This is a genomic window from Citrobacter cronae, from assembly GCF_016893685.1.
GTDB lineage: Bacteria > Pseudomonadota > Gammaproteobacteria > Enterobacterales > Enterobacteriaceae > Citrobacter > Citrobacter werkmanii.
Window position 1 is genome coordinate 4,460,113 of record NZ_CP069763.1, and the last position, 17,073, is coordinate 4,477,185.

16 protein-coding genes and 1 riboswitch are annotated in these 17,073 nt (G+C 51.6%); of the genes, 10 read left to right on the forward strand and 6 right to left on the reverse strand.

Features of this window, described 5'->3' with window-relative positions; all coding sequences use genetic code 11:
- The first annotated feature begins 70 nt into the window (after nt 1-70).
- From artP to yegS, 6 genes are all read left to right on the forward strand, one after another.
- Nucleotides 71-799 (forward strand): arginine ABC transporter ATP-binding protein ArtP, encoded by a 729-nt coding sequence (artP, locus tag JSN25_RS19450; protein ID WP_003027295.1) that lies wholly within the window; start codon nt 71-73, stop codon nt 797-799.
- 16 nt (nt 800-815) lie between these two features.
- Nucleotides 816-1,547 carry an arginine ABC transporter substrate-binding protein ArtI gene (gene artI, locus JSN25_RS19455; protein ID WP_003027298.1) on the forward strand — a complete coding sequence of 244 codons (732 nt, stop codon included), beginning with the start codon at nt 816-818 and terminating at the stop codon, nt 1,545-1,547.
- A 6-nt stretch (nt 1,548-1,553) separates the two neighbouring features.
- A complete protein-coding gene (artQ, locus tag JSN25_RS19460; RefSeq protein ID WP_038641891.1) occupies nt 1,554-2,270 on the forward strand; it encodes an arginine ABC transporter permease ArtQ in 717 nt (238 codons plus the stop codon).
- Nucleotides 2,270-2,938 (forward strand): arginine ABC transporter permease ArtM, encoded by a 669-nt coding sequence (gene artM / locus JSN25_RS19465; protein ID WP_003844364.1) that lies wholly within the window; start codon nt 2,270-2,272, stop codon nt 2,936-2,938. The genes artQ and artM overlap by 1 nt, the downstream gene beginning before the upstream one ends.
- A gap of 178 nt (nt 2,939-3,116) precedes the next feature.
- The gene (artJ, locus tag JSN25_RS19470; protein WP_061382043.1) at nt 3,117-3,848 is read left to right on the forward strand and encodes an arginine ABC transporter substrate-binding protein ArtJ; all 732 of its coding nucleotides are present in this window, start codon (nt 3,117-3,119) and stop codon (nt 3,846-3,848) included.
- Nucleotides 3,849-3,978: 130 nt separating this feature from the next.
- Entirely contained in the window at nt 3,979-4,878 is a 900-nt protein-coding gene (gene yegS / locus JSN25_RS19475; RefSeq protein ID WP_038641896.1) for a lipid kinase YegS, read from the forward strand.
- Between the two features lie 21 nt (nt 4,879-4,899).
- On the opposite strand, the gene fbaB is transcribed toward yegS, so the two are convergent.
- Nucleotides 4,900-5,952, reverse strand: coding sequence for a class I fructose-bisphosphate aldolase (gene fbaB, locus JSN25_RS19480; protein ID WP_038641899.1), 1,053 nt, complete (start codon nt 5,950-5,952; stop codon nt 4,900-4,902).
- 252 nt (nt 5,953-6,204) lie between these two features.
- Here fbaB and JSN25_RS19485 point away from each other — a divergent pair, with 252 nt between their 5' ends.
- The 3 genes from JSN25_RS19485 to JSN25_RS19495 are packed head-to-tail and all read left to right on the forward strand — an operon-like array spanning nt 6,205 to nt 9,448.
- Nucleotides 6,205-7,482 (forward strand): nucleoside permease, encoded by a 1,278-nt coding sequence (locus tag JSN25_RS19485; protein WP_121529272.1) that lies wholly within the window; start codon nt 6,205-6,207, stop codon nt 7,480-7,482.
- Entirely contained in the window at nt 7,479-8,483 is a 1,005-nt protein-coding gene (locus tag JSN25_RS19490; RefSeq protein ID WP_204525266.1) for an ADP-ribosylglycohydrolase family protein, read from the forward strand. The genes JSN25_RS19485 and JSN25_RS19490 overlap by 4 nt, the downstream gene beginning before the upstream one ends.
- Nucleotides 8,480-9,448, forward strand: a complete 969-nt coding sequence (locus tag JSN25_RS19495) for a PfkB family carbohydrate kinase (RefSeq protein WP_121529273.1) — start codon at nt 8,480-8,482, stop codon at nt 9,446-9,448. The genes JSN25_RS19490 and JSN25_RS19495 overlap by 4 nt, the downstream gene beginning before the upstream one ends.
- Here JSN25_RS19495 and JSN25_RS19500 read toward each other — a convergent pair.
- From JSN25_RS19500 to JSN25_RS19520, 5 genes are all read right to left on the reverse strand, one after another.
- A complete protein-coding gene (locus JSN25_RS19500) occupies nt 9,422-10,168 on the reverse strand; it encodes a GntR family transcriptional regulator (protein ID WP_085047898.1) in 747 nt (248 codons plus the stop codon). The two genes, JSN25_RS19495 and JSN25_RS19500, sit on opposite strands and share 27 nt — an antisense overlap.
- Before the next feature lie 42 nt (nt 10,169-10,210).
- Nucleotides 10,211-11,011 carry a bifunctional hydroxymethylpyrimidine kinase/phosphomethylpyrimidine kinase gene (gene thiD, locus JSN25_RS19505; RefSeq protein WP_087855934.1) on the reverse strand — a complete coding sequence of 267 codons (801 nt, stop codon included), beginning with the start codon at nt 11,009-11,011 and terminating at the stop codon, nt 10,211-10,213.
- Entirely contained in the window at nt 11,008-11,796 is a 789-nt protein-coding gene (gene thiM / locus JSN25_RS19510) for a hydroxyethylthiazole kinase (RefSeq protein ID WP_087855933.1), read from the reverse strand. Before thiM ends, thiD begins: the two co-directional genes overlap by 4 nt.
- Before the next feature lie 31 nt (nt 11,797-11,827).
- Nucleotides 11,828-11,924, reverse strand: a riboswitch (TPP riboswitch).
- A 219-nt stretch (nt 11,925-12,143) separates the two neighbouring features.
- Nucleotides 12,144-12,761 (reverse strand): TetR/AcrR family transcriptional regulator, encoded by a 618-nt coding sequence (locus JSN25_RS19515; RefSeq protein WP_038641918.1) that lies wholly within the window; start codon nt 12,759-12,761, stop codon nt 12,144-12,146.
- Nucleotides 12,754-15,879 carry an efflux RND transporter permease subunit gene (locus JSN25_RS19520; RefSeq protein WP_087855932.1) on the reverse strand — a complete coding sequence of 1,042 codons (3,126 nt, stop codon included), beginning with the start codon at nt 15,877-15,879 and terminating at the stop codon, nt 12,754-12,756. The genes JSN25_RS19515 and JSN25_RS19520 overlap by 8 nt, the downstream gene beginning before the upstream one ends.
- 823 nt (nt 15,880-16,702) lie before the next feature.
- Between JSN25_RS19520 and JSN25_RS19525 the strand changes: the two genes are divergently transcribed.
- Nucleotides 16,703-17,035 carry an RcnB family protein gene (locus tag JSN25_RS19525; protein WP_121529274.1) on the forward strand — a complete coding sequence of 111 codons (333 nt, stop codon included), beginning with the start codon at nt 16,703-16,705 and terminating at the stop codon, nt 17,033-17,035.
- Nucleotides 17,036-17,073 lie beyond the last annotated feature (38 nt).

Sequence of the window (17,073 nt, forward strand, 5' to 3'; positions counted from 1 at the left end):
ATGCAGCCAACAAAGAGGCAGCTTGAAGGATGCAGTGTATAGCTATCAGACTGCCAGCATACGAGTGTCAATGAGTATTCAATTAAACGGCATTAACTGCTTCTACGGCGCACATCAGGCGCTGTTCGATATCACGCTGGATTGCCCTCAGGGTGAAACACTGGTGTTACTTGGCCCTAGTGGAGCCGGGAAAAGCTCGCTACTGCGCGTACTCAACCTGCTTGAGATGCCGCGCTCGGGCACGCTCTCTATTGCGGGTAACCGTTTCGACTTTACGAAAACGCCGTCAGATAAAGCTATTCGCGATCTGCGCCAGAACGTGGGTATGGTTTTTCAGCAATATAATCTTTGGCCGCATCTCACGGTTGTGCAGAACCTGATTGAAGCGCCCTGCCGTGTGCTCGGTCTGACAAAAGAGCAAGCAATGGCGCGCGCCGAGAAACTGCTCGAACGTCTGCGTCTGAAGCCCTACAGCGATCGTTATCCGTTGCATCTCTCCGGCGGCCAGCAGCAGCGTGTGGCCATTGCCCGCGCATTAATGATGGAACCGCAGGTGCTGCTGTTTGATGAACCGACCGCCGCGCTTGATCCGGAAATTACCGCGCAAATCGTCAGCATCATTCGTGAGCTGGCGGAAACCAACATTACTCAGGTGATCGTCACCCACGAAGTGGAAGTTGCTCGTAAAACGGCCAGTCGTGTGGTGTATATGGAAAACGGTCATATCGTCGAGTTTGGGGATGCGAGCTGCTTTGCTAACCCGCAAACCGAAGCATTTAAAAACTATCTCTCTCACTAAGATTCGGGACAATACAATGAAAAAAGTTCTGATTGCCGCGCTAATCGCAGGTTTTAGCCTTTCCGCTACCGCAGCCCAAACCATTCGTTTCGCCACCGAAGCGTCTTATCCTCCGTTTGAATCTATTGATGCGAATAACAAGATCGTCGGTTTTGACGTTGATCTGGCGAACGCGCTGTGTAAAGAGATTGACGCCACCTGTACCTTCACCAATCAGGCCTTCGACAGCCTGATCCCGAGCCTGAAATTCCGTCGTTTTGACGCGGTGATGGCCGGTATGGACATCACGCCTGAGCGTGAAAAACAGGTCCTGTTTACCACCCCTTACTACGACAACTCTGCGCTGTTTGTTGGCCAGCAGGGTAAATACACCAGCATTGATCAGCTGAAAGGCAAAAAAGTTGGCGTACAAAACGGGACGACGCACCAGAAATTCATCATGGATAAGCATCCGGAAGTGACCACCGTACCGTATGACAGCTACCAGAATGCCAAGCTCGATCTGCAAAACGGTCGCATTGACGGCGTCTTCGGTGATACCGCAGTGGTAACCGAATGGCTGAAAGACAATCCAAAACTGGCCGCTGTTGGCGACAAAGTGACGGATAAAGATTACTTCGGTACAGGTCTGGGCATCGCGGTGCGTCAGGGCAACACTGAGCTGCAGCAGAAATTTAACGCTGCGCTGGAAAAAGTGAAGAAAGATGGGACTTACGAGACCATCTACAACAAATGGTTCCAGAAGTAATATTTGATGAATGAATTTTTTCCGTTAGCAAGCGCCGCCGGGATGACCGTCGGCCTTGCGGTTTGTGCGCTGATCATCGGCCTCGCGCTCGCCATGTTTTTTGCCGTCTGGGAGTCCGTAAAATGGCGTCCAGTGGCATGGGCAGGTTCTGCGCTGGTCACCATTCTGCGCGGGTTACCAGAAATTCTGGTGGTTCTGTTTATCTATTTCGGCTCCTCGCAACTGCTGCTGACGCTGGCCGATGGTTTTACGATTAATCTCGGGTTTGTAGAAATCCCGGTACAGATGCAGATCGAAAACTTCGACGTCAGCCCGTTCCTGTGCGGTGTGATTGCGCTGTCTTTGCTGTACGCCGCCTATGCGTCGCAAACGCTGCGTGGCGCGCTGAAGGCCGTGCCGCTCGGACAATGGGAATCCGGTCAGGCATTGGGTTTGTCTAAAGCCGCGATCTTCTTTCGTCTGGTGATGCCGCAGATGTGGCGTCACGCTCTGCCGGGGCTGGGTAACCAGTGGCTGGTATTGCTGAAAGATACCGCGCTGGTCAGCCTGATCAGCGTGAACGATTTGATGCTGCAAACCAAAAGCATTGCCACGCGTACCCAGGAGCCATTTACCTGGTACATTGTGGCGGCGGCTATTTACCTGGTGATTACGTTGGTGAGTCAGTACATTCTCAAACGCATTGACCTGCGCGCGACACGTTTTGAGCGGAGACCAGGCTGATGCTTGAGTATTTACCTGAATTGTTGAAAGGGCTGCATACCAGCCTGACGCTGACGGTCGCCTCCATCGTGGTTGCTCTGGTGCTGGCGCTGATTTTTACCGTCATCCTGACGCTAAAAACGCCGGTACTGGTCTGGCTGGTCCGCGCCTATATCACGCTGTTTACCGGTACGCCATTGCTGGTGCAAATCTTCCTGATCTACTACGGGCCAGGACAGTTCCCGACGCTGCAGGAATATCCGGTACTGTGGCATCTGCTCTCCGAACCGTGGCTGTGCGCGTTAATTGCGCTGTCGTTAAACAGTGCGGCTTATACCACGCAGCTGTTCTACGGCGCTATCCGCGCCATCCCGGAAGGCCAGTGGCAGTCATGCGGTGCATTAGGGATGAGCAAAAAGGATACGCTGGCGATTCTGTTGCCATACGCCTTTAAACGCGCCCTCTCCTCGTATTCCAACGAAGTGGTGCTGGTGTTTAAAAGTACCTCACTGGCTTACACTATCACGCTGATGGAAGTCATGGGTTATAGCCAACTGCTGTATGGTCGCACTTATGACGTCATGGTCTTCGGCGCGGCGGGCGTTATTTACCTGATCGTCAACGGTTTGCTGACGCTGATGATGCGCTTAATCGAACGTAAAGCGCTGGCGTTTGAACACCGGAATTAAGCCGATAACTGCATAAAGCGAAAAATAAAAGACGGGCAAGTCTAACAACCGCCCGTCTTTTTTTATATCGATAAAATACTTAATCATTTTTATTGCATATAAATTCATTAAATGGCATTGTTAATTCACGCCGCAGACACGGTAAATCATCATAAGATTGACAGACGGGAGTTCCACCATGAAAAAGTTAGTACTGGCCGCATTACTGGCTACTTTCGCCGCTGGCGCCTCAGCCGCTGATAAAATTAGCTTTGGTGTATCAGCGACTTATCCGCCATTTGAATCGCTGGACGCGAGCAACAAAATTGTCGGTTTTGACATTGACCTGGCAACGGCGCTGTGCAAACAAATGCAGGCGGAATGTACTTTTACCAATCATGCTTTCGACAGCCTGATCCCCGCGCTGAAATTCAAAAAATATGATGCAGTGATTTCCGGAATGGATATCACGCCTGAACGTAGCAAACAGGTTGCGTTCACACAGCCTTACTATGCTAACTCCGCGCTGGTTATTGCCAAGAAAGACGCCTATAAAACCTTTGCCGATCTGAAAGGAAAACGCATCGGTATGGAAAACGGCACCACACACCAGAAATACCTGCAGGACAAACATCCTGAAGTGAAAACCGTGGCCTATGACAGCTATCAGAATGCAATTATCGACCTGAAAAATGGCCGTATTGATGGCGTATTTGGCGATACCGCCGTCGTTAACGAGTGGCTGAAAACTAACCCGCAGTTAGGCGTGGCTACCGACAAAGTGACCGACCCACAATACTTCGGTACCGGTCTTGGCATTGCGGTTCGCCCGGATAACAAAGCCCTGCTGGAAAAACTGAATAACGCACTGGCCGCCATCAAAGCGGACGGCACCTACCAAAAAATCAGCGATCAGTGGTTCCCGCAGTAATTTCCGCTCAATCTGAAAAGCCGCAACCGCGGCTTTTTTTATCTCTTCGCCTGCGCTTTCAGTCAGTTCTTACGCCAGAAATGCATTCATGGCATACACTAATTAAAACGATAAAGAATGAGGCATAAGGATGATAGCGTTTCCTGCCAGCTTGCTGATCCTCAATGGAAAAAGTGCTGATAATCTCCCTCTGCGTGAAACTATTGCGCAACTTCGCGATGAGGGCGTGGAAATTCATGTACGCGTCACCTGGGAAAAAGGCGACGCTCAACGTTACGTGGATGAAGCGCGTCGATTAGGCGTTGCAACGGTGATTGCCGGCGGCGGCGATGGCACGATCAACGAAGTCTCGACAGCGCTAATCCAGTCGCAGGGCGGCAATGTTCCCGCCCTGGGTATTTTACCGTTGGGAACGGCGAATGACTTTGCCACCAGCGTGGGTATTCCTGAAGCATTGGATAAAGCGTTAAAACTGGCTATCGCCGGAAATGCGACAGAGATCGATATGGTGCAGGTCAATGATAAAACCTGTTTTATCAACATGGCGACCGGCGGCTTCGGCACTCGTATCACCACCGAAACGCCAGAAAAACTCAAAGCCGCGCTGGGCGGCGTATCGTATTTTATTCACGGTTTAATGCGCATGGATACGCTCAAGCCCGACGTCTGCGACATCCGTGGAGAAGATTTTCACTGGCAGGGCAAAGCGCTGGTGATTGGGATTGGTAATGGCCGCCAGGCCGGTGGTGGACAACAGCTTTGCCCGACGGCGCTGATTAACGACGGATTGCTGCAACTACGCATTTTTACTGGCGAGGAGTTGTTGCCCGGCCTGCTTTCAGCGTTAACGCAATCTGAAGACAACCCTAATATCATTGATGGCGCTTCATCGTGGTTTGATATCCGCGCCCCACACGAAATTACCTTTAATCTTGATGGCGAACCGCTCAGCGGACAGGAGTTTCATATTGAAATCCTGCCCGCGGCGCTACGTTGCAGATTGCCGCCGGGTTGCCCGTTGTTGCGCTAACAAAACGGCACCCCGCCGCAATCAGGCAATGGTGACTTTGCTGTCCAGATAAACATCCTGCACGGCGTTAATCAGCTTAACGCCGTCGGCCATGGTTTTCTTGAATGCTTTGCGTCCAAGGATCAGCCCCATACCGCCAGCGCGTTTATTAATGACTGCCGTACGTACCGCATCGCTCAGATCGGTTTCTCCACCGGCAGCGCCGCCAGAGTTAATTAATCCGGCGCGCCCCATATAGCAGTTCGCCAACTGATAACGTACCAGGTCAATCGGGTTGTCGCTGGTCAGCTTGTTGTAGACGCGATCGTCGGTGTAGCCAAAGTTAACGGCTTTGTATCCGCCGTTATTTTCCGCCATTTTCTGCTTCACAATATCCGCCCCAATAGTGGCAGCCAGATGGTTAGCCTGACCGGTGAGATCGGCGGAGACATGATAATCCACCCCGTCTTTCTTAAACGCGGAGTTACGCAGATAAGCCCACAGTACGGTGACCATACCCAGCTCATGGGCACGCTCAAACGCGGCGGAAATCTCTTCAATCTGACGTCGAGACTCCTCAGAACCGAAATAAATAGTCGCCCCGACCGCCACCGCGCCCATATTGAACGCCTGCTCGACGCTGGCATATAACGTCTGGTCAAACGTATTGGGATAACTGAGCGTTTCGTTGTGGTTAATCTTCACAAGGAACGGAATACGGTGCGCGTAACGGCGGGAAACAGAAGCCAGCACGCCATAGGTCGATGCCACGCAGTTACACCCTGCTTCGATTGCCAGTTCCACGATATTCTTTGGATCAAAGTACAACGGGTTAGCCGCAAACGATGCCCCAGCGGAGTGCTCCACGCCCTGGTCCACCGGAAGAATCGACAGGTACCCTGTTCCAGCCAGGCGCCCCGTGTTATACAGCGTCTGCATATTACGCAGTACGGCTGGGGGACGGTTGTTATCAACCATTACGCGATCAACGTAATCATGTCCTGGCAGGTAAAGTTGGTCAGAAGGAATGGTCATACAACGATGCTGTAAAAGGCTGTCGGCATCTTTGCCAAGCAACTGCGCAATATCAGTCATAGCTATGCTCCCGTAAGTTCCGATTAATAATCGGAATGTGAATTATCCTGACCCGCTTTTTTGCGGGCAGCAATAAGCTTGGTACCGACTGCGCTTTTTTTCCATCTTTAGCGCACTTTTCAGCGATTTCCGCTGGAACGATTCAGGAAGAAATAATGTTAAGGCGGTCAAATTTAGACCGCAAAGGTATTTTAAAGGTATTATCAAGTGGTACTATCAACGCGTACCTTACCTGTCATGAAGGATTTAAAGATGAAAACTACAGTTAAGCTGTCGTTCATGATGTTTGTTGAGTGGTTTATCTGGGGCGCCTGGTTTGTCCCGCTTTGGCTGTGGCTCAGCAAAAGTGGCTTTACCGCGGGTGAAATTGGTTGGTCGTACGCCTGTACCGCCATTGCTGCGATCCTGTCGCCGATTCTGGTCGGCTCTATCACTGACCGTTTCTTCTCGGCGCAAAAAGTCCTCGCCGTATTGATGTTTGTCGGCGCTATCCTGATGTACTTCGCCGCGCAGCAAACCACCTTTAGCGGATTCTTCCCGCTGTTACTGGCCTATTCACTGACCTATATGCCGACAATTGCGTTAACCAACAGTATCGCTTTTGCCAACGTACCGGACGTGGAACGTGATTTCCCACGCATTCGCGTGATGGGCACCATTGGCTGGATTGCGTCTGGTTTGGCCTGCGGCTTCTTGCCGCAAATGCTCGGCTATAGCGATATTTCCCCCACCAATATCCCCCTGCTTGTTACGGCCGGAAGTTCCGCGCTGTTAGGCGTTTTTGCGTTCTTTTTACCGGATACGCCGCCGAAAAGTACCGGCAAGATGGATTTCAAAGTCATGCTGGGGCTGGATGCGCTGATCCTGCTGCGGGATAAGAACTTCCTCGTCTTTTTCTGTTGCTCATTCCTGTTTGCCATGCCGCTGGCATTTTATTACATCTTCGCCAACGGTTATCTGACAGAAGTGGGGATGAAAAATGCGACCGGTTGGATGACGCTGGGCCAGTTCTCTGAAATCTTCTTTATGCTGGCGCTGCCGTTCTTCACCAAACGCTTTGGCATTAAAAAGGTATTACTTCTTGGTCTTATTACTGCGGCTATCCGCTACGGATTCTTCGTTTACGGCGGTGCGGAAGAATATTTCACTTATGCCCTGCTTTTTCTCGGCATTCTGCTACATGGCGTCAGTTACGACTTCTACTACGTTACGGCCTATATCTATGTCGATAAAAAAGCGCCGGTACACATGCGCACCGCAGCGCAAGGCCTTATCACGCTCTGCTGTCAGGGATTCGGCAGCCTGCTGGGTTATCGCCTGGGCGGCGTAATGATGGAAAAAATGTTTGCCTATAAGGAACCGATTAATGGTCTCACCTTCAACTGGGCGGGCATGTGGGGATTTGGCGCGATCATGATCGCCGTCATTGCCGTGCTGTTTATGATTTTCTTTCGCGAATCAGATAAAGAAATTACCGCCATTCAGGTGGACGATCGCGATGAAGCGTTGAAACAAGGGGAAGTGAAATGAAAGCAGAACGTATTCTCGGTGCTCTTTATGGGCAGGCGTTAGGGGATGCGATGGGCATGCCGTCTGAACTGTGGCCAAGAACCCGGGTTAAAGCACACTTCGGTTGGATCGACCGTTTTTTGCCTGGACCTGCGGAGAATAATGCCGCCTGTTATTTTAACCAGGCGGAGTTTACCGATGACACATCCATGGCCCTGTGTCTGGCTGATGCCTTGCTTGAATGTGATGGAAAGATAGTTCCAGACGTTATTGGCCGCAATAGTCTGGCCTGGGCCGAACGTTTCGATGCCTTTAATAAAAACGTGCTTGGTCCAACGTCAAAAATTGCGCTAAATGCCATTCGCAACGGCAAACCTGTTGCCGAACTGGAAAATAATGGCGTCACTAACGGAGCGGCAATGCGCGTTTCGCCGCTGGGATGTCTGCTGCCCGCGCGCGATCTCGATACCTTTATTGATGACGTCGCACTGGCCTCCAGCCCGACGCATAAATCGGATCTGGCTATCGCCGGCGCTGTCGTCATCGCATGGGCGGTGTCGCGTGCTATCGACGGAGGAAAATGGTCGGAGATCGTCGACGCGCTGCCTGCCATTGCCCGATATGCGCAGCAAAAACGGATCACCACCTTTAGCGCCTCGCTCTCTGCCCGTCTTGAACTGGCGCTGAAAATCGTCCGTCATGCCGATGGTATAGAGTCCGCCAGCGAGCAGTTATACCAGGTCGTTGGGGCCGGAACCAGCACCATTGAGTCCGTGCCCTGCGCCATCGCAATGGTCGAACTGGCGCAGACCGATCCTAACCGCTGCGCCATTCTGTGCGCGAATCTTGGGGGCGATACCGACACCATCGGGGCAATGGCGACCGCTATTTGCGGTGCGTTACATGGCGTAAGCGCGATTGACCCGGCATTGAAACAGGAACTGGATGCGGTAAATCAGCTGGACTTTAACCGCTACGCCAATGGATTACTGCGACTGCGCGGACAACGGGAGGCGCTATGAACAGCACCACGCGTCTGCAACAACTTCTCCCGCAGTTAGGTTCACACAGGCCGGTTACGGTGGTGGGGGCAGCGGTCATTGATGTCATTGCCGATGCGTATGCCCTCCCCTGGCGCGGATGTGATATCGAGCTTAAGCAGCAAGGCGTTAACATTGGCGGCTGCGCGCTCAATATTGCCGTTGCGCTCAGGCGTTTAGGTATCAGCGCCAGCAATGCGCTACCGCTGGGTCAGGGGGTATGGGCCGATATTATCCGCAACCGGATGGCAAAAGAGGGATTGCATAGCCTGATCGACAACGCAGAAGGCGATAACGGTTGGTGTCTGGCGCTGGTGGAACCGGATGGCGAACGAACCTTTATGTCTTTTAGCGGCGTCGAAAACCAGTGGAACACCGACTGGTTGGCGCGACTGAACATCCCGCGTAACAGCCTGGTCTATCTGTCAGGCTATCAGTTAGCCTCTCCATGTGGCGAGCTGCTGGTCCAGTGGCTGGAAGGTCTGGAAGACGTGACGCCGTTTATCGATTTTGGTCCGCGAATCGGCGATATTTCAGACGCCTTAATGGCGCGAATCATGGCCTGCCGACCACTGGTATCACTCAATCGACAGGAGGCCGAAATTGCCGCCGAGCGGTTTGCATTAAGCCAGGATGTAGAGGGTTTTGGCGCAGAGTGGGTACGCCGTTTCGCCGCGCCGGTGGTGATACGCCACGATAAAGACGGCGCGTGGTATTTCAGCGCGCAAACATCCGGTTGCGTACCAGCATTTAAGACGACCGTCGTGGATACCATTGGCGCGGGCGACAGCCACGCCGGCGGCATGCTGGCCGGACTGGCGTCAGGCTGGCCGCTGGCTGATGCGGTACTGCTGGGCAATGCGGTGGCTTCCTGGGTAGTCGGGCATCGCGGCGGCGATTGCGCCCCCTCGCGAGAGGCGTTACTCCTCGCACACAAAGACGTATAGATCGCTTCGGCAATAGCTGATGCTGTATTCAATGGGCCGTTGCTGCTGGTCAAGCGCTACCTGCTTGATCACCAGCACCGGCACTTTGCTGTCCATTTGAATGTGTGCCTGGAACTCTGCGTCAGGCATCCGGGCGCTGACGCGTGAGCGCGTGCGCTGCGGGAAGATATGCTGGCTGCGAAAATAGTCGTACAGCGAAACGCCGATGGCATCCACATCATGGATTAGTTGGACCGGCACCCATGACTCTTCAATAGAAACGGCGTCTTCATCGACATAGCGAATACGCTTGAGCAGAAAAACGTCACTCCCGGCGGCAACAGCCAACTGCTGCGCTACCTCTTCCGGACAAGGCACAATGCGCTTGTTGACCCACAGCGTATCTGGTTTTTTACCGCGTAAAACGACCTGCTGCGAAAAACCCCGCGCTTCTTTAAGCGAATACTCGAAGATGTTGTTGATCTGCGTCCCGTAACCGCGGGCGCGTGTCACCACGCCTTCTTCCTCCAGGGCCTGCATCGCCTTGCGTACCGTAATTCGCGACACGCCGGTCAACTGACTGAGATCGCGCTCGCCGGGCAGGATATTGCCATGCTCAAGGATCCCGCTGCGCACAGCGTTTTTCACCGTTTGCGCAAATTTCATATACAGCGGCGTGTTATCTGCCGCTGCAATGCGTTCATTCAGTTGCGCGATAAGCTGGGTATGCGCTTGTTCCATTTATCTTTTTCCAGGCAGACGTTTCTGCTGCCAGTATACTCATTACCACCACGCGTGGAAATGATGCACCGGACCTATTCCCTGCCCGACTTCAAGGGTGTCGGCTTGTGCCAGCGCAGCTGAAAGCCACAGCTTGGCTTCCTGTACCGTATCAGCCCAGTTGTTATGCCGTGGACGCAGCGCCGCCAGCGCTGCGGACAGCGTACAACCGGTACCGTGGGTATTTTTAGTGATAACACGGGGCGCAGTAAAACGCTGTTCGCCGTCACGGGTAAACAGCCAGTCCGGGCTTTGCGCATCCTCCAGATGACCGCCTTTCATCAGCACCGCCTCACAGCCCAGCGCTCGCAGCGCCCTTCCCTGTTCTAACATCTCCTGTTCCGTTTGCGCATGCGATGCGCCGAGCAATGCCGCGGCCTCCGGCAAATTTGGGGTGATAATTGAAACCTGCGGCAGCAAACGGGTACGCAGCGTTTCTACCGCCGCAGGCGACAGTAACGGATCGCCGCTTTTCGCCAGCATTACCGTATCCAGCACCACATTTTGCACCCGATGGCGGTGCAAACGTTCGGCGACCGCTTCAACAATATCCGCTTCCGCCAGCATGCCGATTTTGGTGGTGTCGATACGTACATCGCTGAACACCGAGTCCAGTTGCGCAGCGACAAAGTCAGGTTCAATGCGATACACCGACTGCACCCCCCGCGTATTTTGCGCCACCAACGCCGTGATCACCGAACAGCCGTAAGCGCCAAGCGCGGAGAACGTTTTTAAATCGGCCTGAATACCCGCGCCACCACTGGGATCGGTTCCGGCAATCGTTAATGCGTTAATCCGTTTCATGCTTGCTCCTGCGCGTTCAGGTTATAGAGGGCGTCGAGAAATACCGGGACAAAACTGCCCGGCCCGGTCGATTGTTGCGTGGCGATTTGTCCGGCCTGTTTCATCCAGCTACAGGCGGAGGCGACGTTATCAAGCCGGTCACCGGGCAGTGCGCAACTGGCCGCAACGACCGCAGATAGCGCACATCCGGTGCCGACCACGCGCGTCATCAACGGATCGCCGCCATTCACGCAGACGGTGCGCAGGCCATCGGTAACATAGTCCACTTCGCCGGTCACCACGACGATGGTCTCTACCTGACGGGCCAGCTCCTGGGCCGCGCCGAGCGCAGCGGCTGGCGTATCGGTCGTGTCCACGCCACGCCCCCCGCCGTTCATTCCTGCCAGCGCCAGTATTTCCGAGGCATTACCGCGAATTACGGCTGGCTGTAGCGACAGTAAATCCAGACAGAAGCGGCGGCGAAACTCAAGAGCGCCCACGGCAACGGGATCGAGTGTCCAGGGGGTTTTAGCAAGAAGCGCCTGCTCAACGGCGGCGCGCATCGCCGTGGCCCGCTCCAGGGTAAGCGTGCCGACGTTAACCAGCAATGCGCTGGCGATAGCCGCAAACTGGCTGGCTTCTTCAGGTTCAACCACCATCGCAGGTGATGCGCCTAACGCCAGCAGCGTATTGGCGGTAAAGTTTTGCACGACCTCATTGGTCATACAGTGCGTGAGGGGGGAAAGCGTTCTAAAGTGGTGTAAGGCATGGGCCGCGAGCGCGCGGCTGTGCAGGTCAGGCTGCATGGTTCAGCTCCTGCCCGCGCGAAGAAGGGACACGAGCAGTGTCAGACTTCCCTACGCTGGCATTATCCAGATCAGGTGGTACGGGTATTTCTCAGCCTTCACAAAGAAGGGCACCCCGAGTCGTTTTACATAAAACTCAATAATATTAAAGGATAGCGAGAGAAACTTACATACTCGAGCCCCTGCTATCCATTTACTGAATGGCGGAATGTATCCACACCACATACTTTACCAGTCAGTGAGGGAAGTGAACAGCAGGGGTTGATTCTGGAAAGGATGATCATTGGCGCAGGCGACGTCATCCACTCAGGCATTTCGTATAGCGTCTCAATGCTGGGACACAACGATCATCCCTGCTTAAATTTCCAGGCAGACAGAAACGTTGCCACTGAACATTCAGCCAGTTTCTCAAGTTTATGGGGATCAACTGCTTTTTGCGCAATTATTGCACCAGGAAGGAGATAACCCATAATGGCCCCGAGGAAAGCCGTAGCCTGTAATTCAGGATCATCTAGCGTTACTATTCCTTCATTATTTTTCTGTTCCAGAATTTCCGTCAACGCCTGCAAAACGCGTCCAGAGTTTCTTTGCTCCAGCATGACATGTAAATCGGGCTTTTGAACCAGCACTTGAATCAATAAACGCTGGAAATGGATATTCTCCGGAGTATAGAAATGATTCTGTACAACCCGGGCAAACCCTCTCAGGAGATCGGGAAAATCCAGTTGCTCCTGGAGCAACTGGCGTAAAGGCGGCTGCATTTTGTCATTCAGAAATTCAAACGTCGCCAGCAGGAGAGCATCCTTTCCCCCTGGAAAATGGCTGTAAAGTGTCGGCCGCGTTGTCCCTGCTTCACTGGCAATAGTATCAAGAGACACGTCAATGCCATGCTTGAGAAACAGCTCACATGCCGTTTGTAAAATGCGAGGACGGGACTTCATTGGCCGCCCGCGTTGATTAACCATTATTGCATTCCTTACGTTTGCCTTTTTTCAGTCTCGAGATTCCCTGCTGAATGAGAATAAAAAATATTGGGACAAAGAGCAGCGTCAGTAACGTGCCTGTGAGCATACCGCCGATTACCGAAGTTCCAATCTCTTTTTGGCTGGAGGCCCCTGCGCCAGTAGAGAGTACCAGAGGGATAACACCAACAACAAATGCCAGAGACGTCATGATGACAGGACGTAAGCGTAATCTTGCTCCTTCAAAAGCAGCCTGAATCAAAGGTTTACCCTTGCGGATTTGCGCCAGAGCAAATTCAATAATGAGAATTGCATTTTTTGCTGAGAGCCCCATCGTTGTGAGTATACCCACCTGGAAGTAGACATCATTTTCAAATCCGGCGATCAAGGCTGCGCTCACTGCGCCGAGAACCCCAAGTGGGATAATCAGCAGCACAGCAATGGGCACAGACCAGCTTTCATATAAAGCAGCCAGACATAAAAATACGAACGCAACGGAGGCAAGATATACCCATAGTGTCTGTGCCGATGAAGCCTGTTCCTGCCATGATATCCCGCTCCACTGCAGATCAAATCCTTCAATTGGCGCTATCAGCCGGGCCATTTCAGCCATTGCTGCCCCAGAACTTATTCCCGGAGCTGCGTCTCCTTGAAATTGCACAGCAGGTAATCCATTGAATCGCTGAAGCATTTGTGGACCAGTAGTCCAGCGGAAGGAAGCAAAACTGGCGAATGAGGTCATATTATCGCTACTGTTACGTACAAACCAGGAGGATAAGTTTTCAGGTAGTGAACGCCATGGCGCATCACCTTGTATATAAACCCTTTTTACACGGCCACGGTCAATAAAGTCATTAACGTAAATCCCTCCCCATGCAGCAGAAAGCGTTTCGTTGATATCCGCCTGTTCAAGGCCGTGAGCTTGTGCTTTTTGTCTGTCAATATCTACCTGCAGCAACGCCTTCTCGGCCAGGCTGTTCATTCGCACAGCGCTCAGATTTTGGTTTTCTCTGGCAGCCGTAAGTAACATTGTTTGCGCCTGATTAAGACTGTGGTAACCGCGGTCTGAAATGTCCTGAAGCCATAATTCGAACCCGCTGGATTGTCCTAGCCCCCGAACTGTGGGTGGCGATACAATGCTGACAGAGGCGTTCTGAGACGTTTGATTAAAATATTGATTAGCTCTTGCGATAATAGCCTGAGCGCTGTTAGTTTCCCCCTGACGTTCGTCCCAGTGCTTTAACTCAGCAACGGACATTCCCACATTTTGCCCGCTACCTGCGTTATTTCGTCCAGCGACAGTAAATATAGCGTTAAGATTGGCATTCTCCCGCGTCATGAAATAGCGTGTGATTTCATCTCCAACCCTCTGAGTCATTGACATTGGCGCCCCTGGAGGAAGAGTGAACTGGATTGATATTGCCCCCTGATCCTCCTCCGGAAGAAAACTGGTCGCGAGTTTTTGATATTGCCAAACCATGAACATCGACATCAGAAAAGCGAGAATAATGATTCTCACAGGGCGTGCTGATATTTGCGCGAGCACATTAATATAACGATGCTGGCTTTTTTCGACATACCTGTTGAAATGAGTGAAGAATTTCCCTTTCTTCTCATTTCGGCTTTTAAGCAAATGAGCGCACAATGTAGGGGTTAAAGTCAGTGCAACCAGCACGGAAAGCACCATAGCAGAAACAATGGTGACCGTGAACTGGCGGTAAATAATGCCGACTGAGCCACCAAAAAACGCAACTGGAATAAAAACTGCGGATAAGACCAGCGCGATACCTATTAATGCACCGGTTATTTCCCGCATGGAGTTTAGCGTAGCCTGCAGCGGCTCGAGATGTTCTTCTTCCATTACTCGTTCGACATTCTCAACCACGACAATCGCGTCGTCGACAAGTAACCCAATGGCAAGCACCATGGCAAAAAGTGTTAAGGTATTGATGCTATACCCTAGCAGGCTGAGGATGCCGAATGTGCCCAATAATACGACAGGTACCGTCAATGAGGGAATTAATGTGGCTCTCCAGTTTTGTAAGAACAGATACATTACCACCACAACAAAAACGATCGCTTCAATCAGCGTCTGCACAACATTTGTGATGGACACCGTCACAAACGGAGTACTGTCACGAGGATAGGCAACTACAATGCCTTGCGGAAATCGATCTTTTAATCTGTTAACTTCAGCGCGAACCTTTTCAGCAGTTTCCAGAGCATTAGCTCCGGATGCGAGTTGAATAGATATTCCAGCCGCAGGATGACCATTAAGTGTGGTCAGATTCTGATAGTTTTCAGCCCCGAGTTCGACTCGAGCAACATCTCGCAAATATACAGCTGAGCCATCATTATTTGTCCGAAGAATGATACTTTCAAATTGCGTCGATGTTTCCAGGCGGGACTGGGCGGTCACCGTCGCATTCAGATACTGATCATTGAGAGAAGGAAGAGAGCCAATTTCTCCGCTGGTAACTTGCGAATTTTGTGCCTCGATAGCCGTTTGTACATCAGAGGGCATCAAACCATAATTATTGAGCTGATGTGGGTTGAGCCAAATCCGCATAGCATATTGCGCACCAAAAACTGTTGTTTCTCCCACCCCCTTAACTCTACTTAAGGGCTCCTGCAACGTGTTGATAAGGAAGTCGCTGATATCGACACTGGTTAAACGGTCGTTCTGGTCATATAAGGAGATAACCATCAGGCTATCTCCCTGTGATTTAGTCACAGAAAGTCCCTGTTGTTGCACTTCCTGCGGTAGCCGTGTCATAGCCTGGTTTACAGCATTTTGTACCTGGACCTGGGCTATATCGGGATTGATACCTTGTTCAAAACTAAGGCTAATACGGGACTGGCCAGCTGAACTGCTGGTTGAAGAAAAATAAAGCAGACCATCAATTCCTTTTATTTGCTGTTCAAGTAGCTGCGTTACGCTGTCCTCAACGTTTTGCGCAGAAGCGCCTGGGTAGTTTGCCGTAACGTTCACCCCCGGTGGCGCAATATCCGGATACTGCTCAACAGGCAGTGTTAAAAGAGCCAGGATACCAGCAGAAACGATGCAAATAGCAATGACCGCGGAGAACACAGGACGGAAAATAAAGAAGTGAGCCAGCATCGTGTTTTCCTCCGTTTAGTCAATGGGGTCGCGCAGTGAAAACACGTGCGGAGGCCTGGCTCGTTGAATAAAAGCCATATGCGATGTTTGCCACAAATTAAAAACAGGTTGAGGTATGGGTAATTTGACCGTTGCTGGGCATAGCAGAATATTGATTGCTTTCGCGACAATGTATCTGCTGATTTCGAGGCAAGACATTGTTCGTTGATGTTCACGCCATAAATAGTCATAGGTTTGGATAGTGAAACTATTTTGGAGTAGTAAAAAACGTAAATAGCTGAGTCGTAACTGCATATGCTGATAATTCAAATCGGTACACTGAAAGCAAGCCTGCTCCCGGTCCCGCGTAACAAGACAGCGATCAACCGTCTTTGGCTCAACAGGTCCTCCTCCAGGCAGAGATGCCTTAAGATGACATGACAAAGTCATTAACAATATGAAAATTAATAACTTTCCCCGTTTACTAAAGTTCGTCATAGTAAAGCCTCGCCAATTTATTTACTTTACAGTAAAGTAAATAAATTGATTAAACAAGCATCAACTTTTTTACTCCATTCCTGTAGTGGGTTTTCTTGAAGACAATTGTTCCGGGCCACAGAAACCGGAGCAACTCATGTATGCTGTGGAACAGCGCTACCCTGAGTTGATATGCAAAAACGTGACACCTCATCGCTAAATTGCCACTCGAAATTGTCGCAATGCTGTACATTCATTTACACTTTTTACGAAATAACTGGAGTGATAACAAAAAAGTCCTTGTCAGATGCCCTGTAAGCCAGGAATGATACATGACTGATTTTGATGACCCGAAGAGGTAGAGAAGATGGGTATGAAGAATAAAATGTTGCTGGGTGCACTCCTGCTTGCGAGCAGTGTCGTCTGGGCCGCGCCGGCTGCAACAGCTGCCCCCACCGGTATCGATAAATATGAGCTAAGCAGCTTTATTGCTGACTTCACCCATTTCAAACCCGGTGACAAAGTTCCACCACTGTATCTCACCAGCGAATACACTATTAAGCAGTGGAATCTGCGCAACCTGCCCGCACCGACAGCAGGCACCCACTGGACCTACATGGGCGGCGCGTATGTGCTGGTCAATGATGCCGATGCTAAGATCATTAAAGCCTACGACGGCGAGATTTTTTATCACCGGTGATAAAACACGCACTCACTCTGATGAGGGAGTGCGTAAAT

Excerpts from the sequence above, each read along its gene's own strand:
- JSN25_RS19500 (WP_085047898.1), bottom strand. The coding sequence starts at position 10,168 with ATGGAACAAGCGCATACCCAGCTTATCGCGCAACTGAATGAACGCATT.
- artQ (WP_038641891.1), top strand. The coding sequence starts at position 1,554 with ATGAATGAATTTTTTCCGTTAGCAAGCGCCGCCGGGATGACCGTCGGC.
- artJ (WP_061382043.1), top strand. The coding sequence starts at position 3,117 with ATGAAAAAGTTAGTACTGGCCGCATTACTGGCTACTTTCGCCGCTGGC.
- JSN25_RS19515 (WP_038641918.1), bottom strand. The coding sequence starts at position 12,761 with ATGGTTAATCAACGCGGGCGGCCAATGAAGTCCCGTCCTCGCATTTTA.
- JSN25_RS19485 (WP_121529272.1), top strand. The coding sequence starts at position 6,205 with ATGAAAACTACAGTTAAGCTGTCGTTCATGATGTTTGTTGAGTGGTTT.
- artI (WP_003027298.1), top strand. The coding sequence starts at position 816 with ATGAAAAAAGTTCTGATTGCCGCGCTAATCGCAGGTTTTAGCCTTTCC.
- JSN25_RS19525 (WP_121529274.1), top strand. The coding sequence starts at position 16,703 with ATGGGTATGAAGAATAAAATGTTGCTGGGTGCACTCCTGCTTGCGAGC.
- JSN25_RS19495 (WP_121529273.1), top strand. The coding sequence starts at position 8,480 with ATGAACAGCACCACGCGTCTGCAACAACTTCTCCCGCAGTTAGGTTCA.
- artP (WP_003027295.1), top strand. The coding sequence starts at position 71 with ATGAGTATTCAATTAAACGGCATTAACTGCTTCTACGGCGCACATCAG.
- JSN25_RS19520 (WP_087855932.1), bottom strand. The coding sequence starts at position 15,879 with ATGCTGGCTCACTTCTTTATTTTCCGTCCTGTGTTCTCCGCGGTCATT.
- yegS (WP_038641896.1), top strand. The coding sequence starts at position 3,979 with ATGATAGCGTTTCCTGCCAGCTTGCTGATCCTCAATGGAAAAAGTGCT.
- artM (WP_003844364.1), top strand. The coding sequence starts at position 2,270 with ATGCTTGAGTATTTACCTGAATTGTTGAAAGGGCTGCATACCAGCCTG.
- fbaB (WP_038641899.1), bottom strand. The coding sequence starts at position 5,952 with ATGACTGATATTGCGCAGTTGCTTGGCAAAGATGCCGACAGCCTTTTA.
- thiD (WP_087855934.1), bottom strand. The coding sequence starts at position 11,011 with ATGAAACGGATTAACGCATTAACGATTGCCGGAACCGATCCCAGTGGT.
- thiM (WP_087855933.1), bottom strand. The coding sequence starts at position 11,796 with ATGCAGCCTGACCTGCACAGCCGCGCGCTCGCGGCCCATGCCTTACAC.
- JSN25_RS19490 (WP_204525266.1), top strand. The coding sequence starts at position 7,479 with ATGAAAGCAGAACGTATTCTCGGTGCTCTTTATGGGCAGGCGTTAGGG.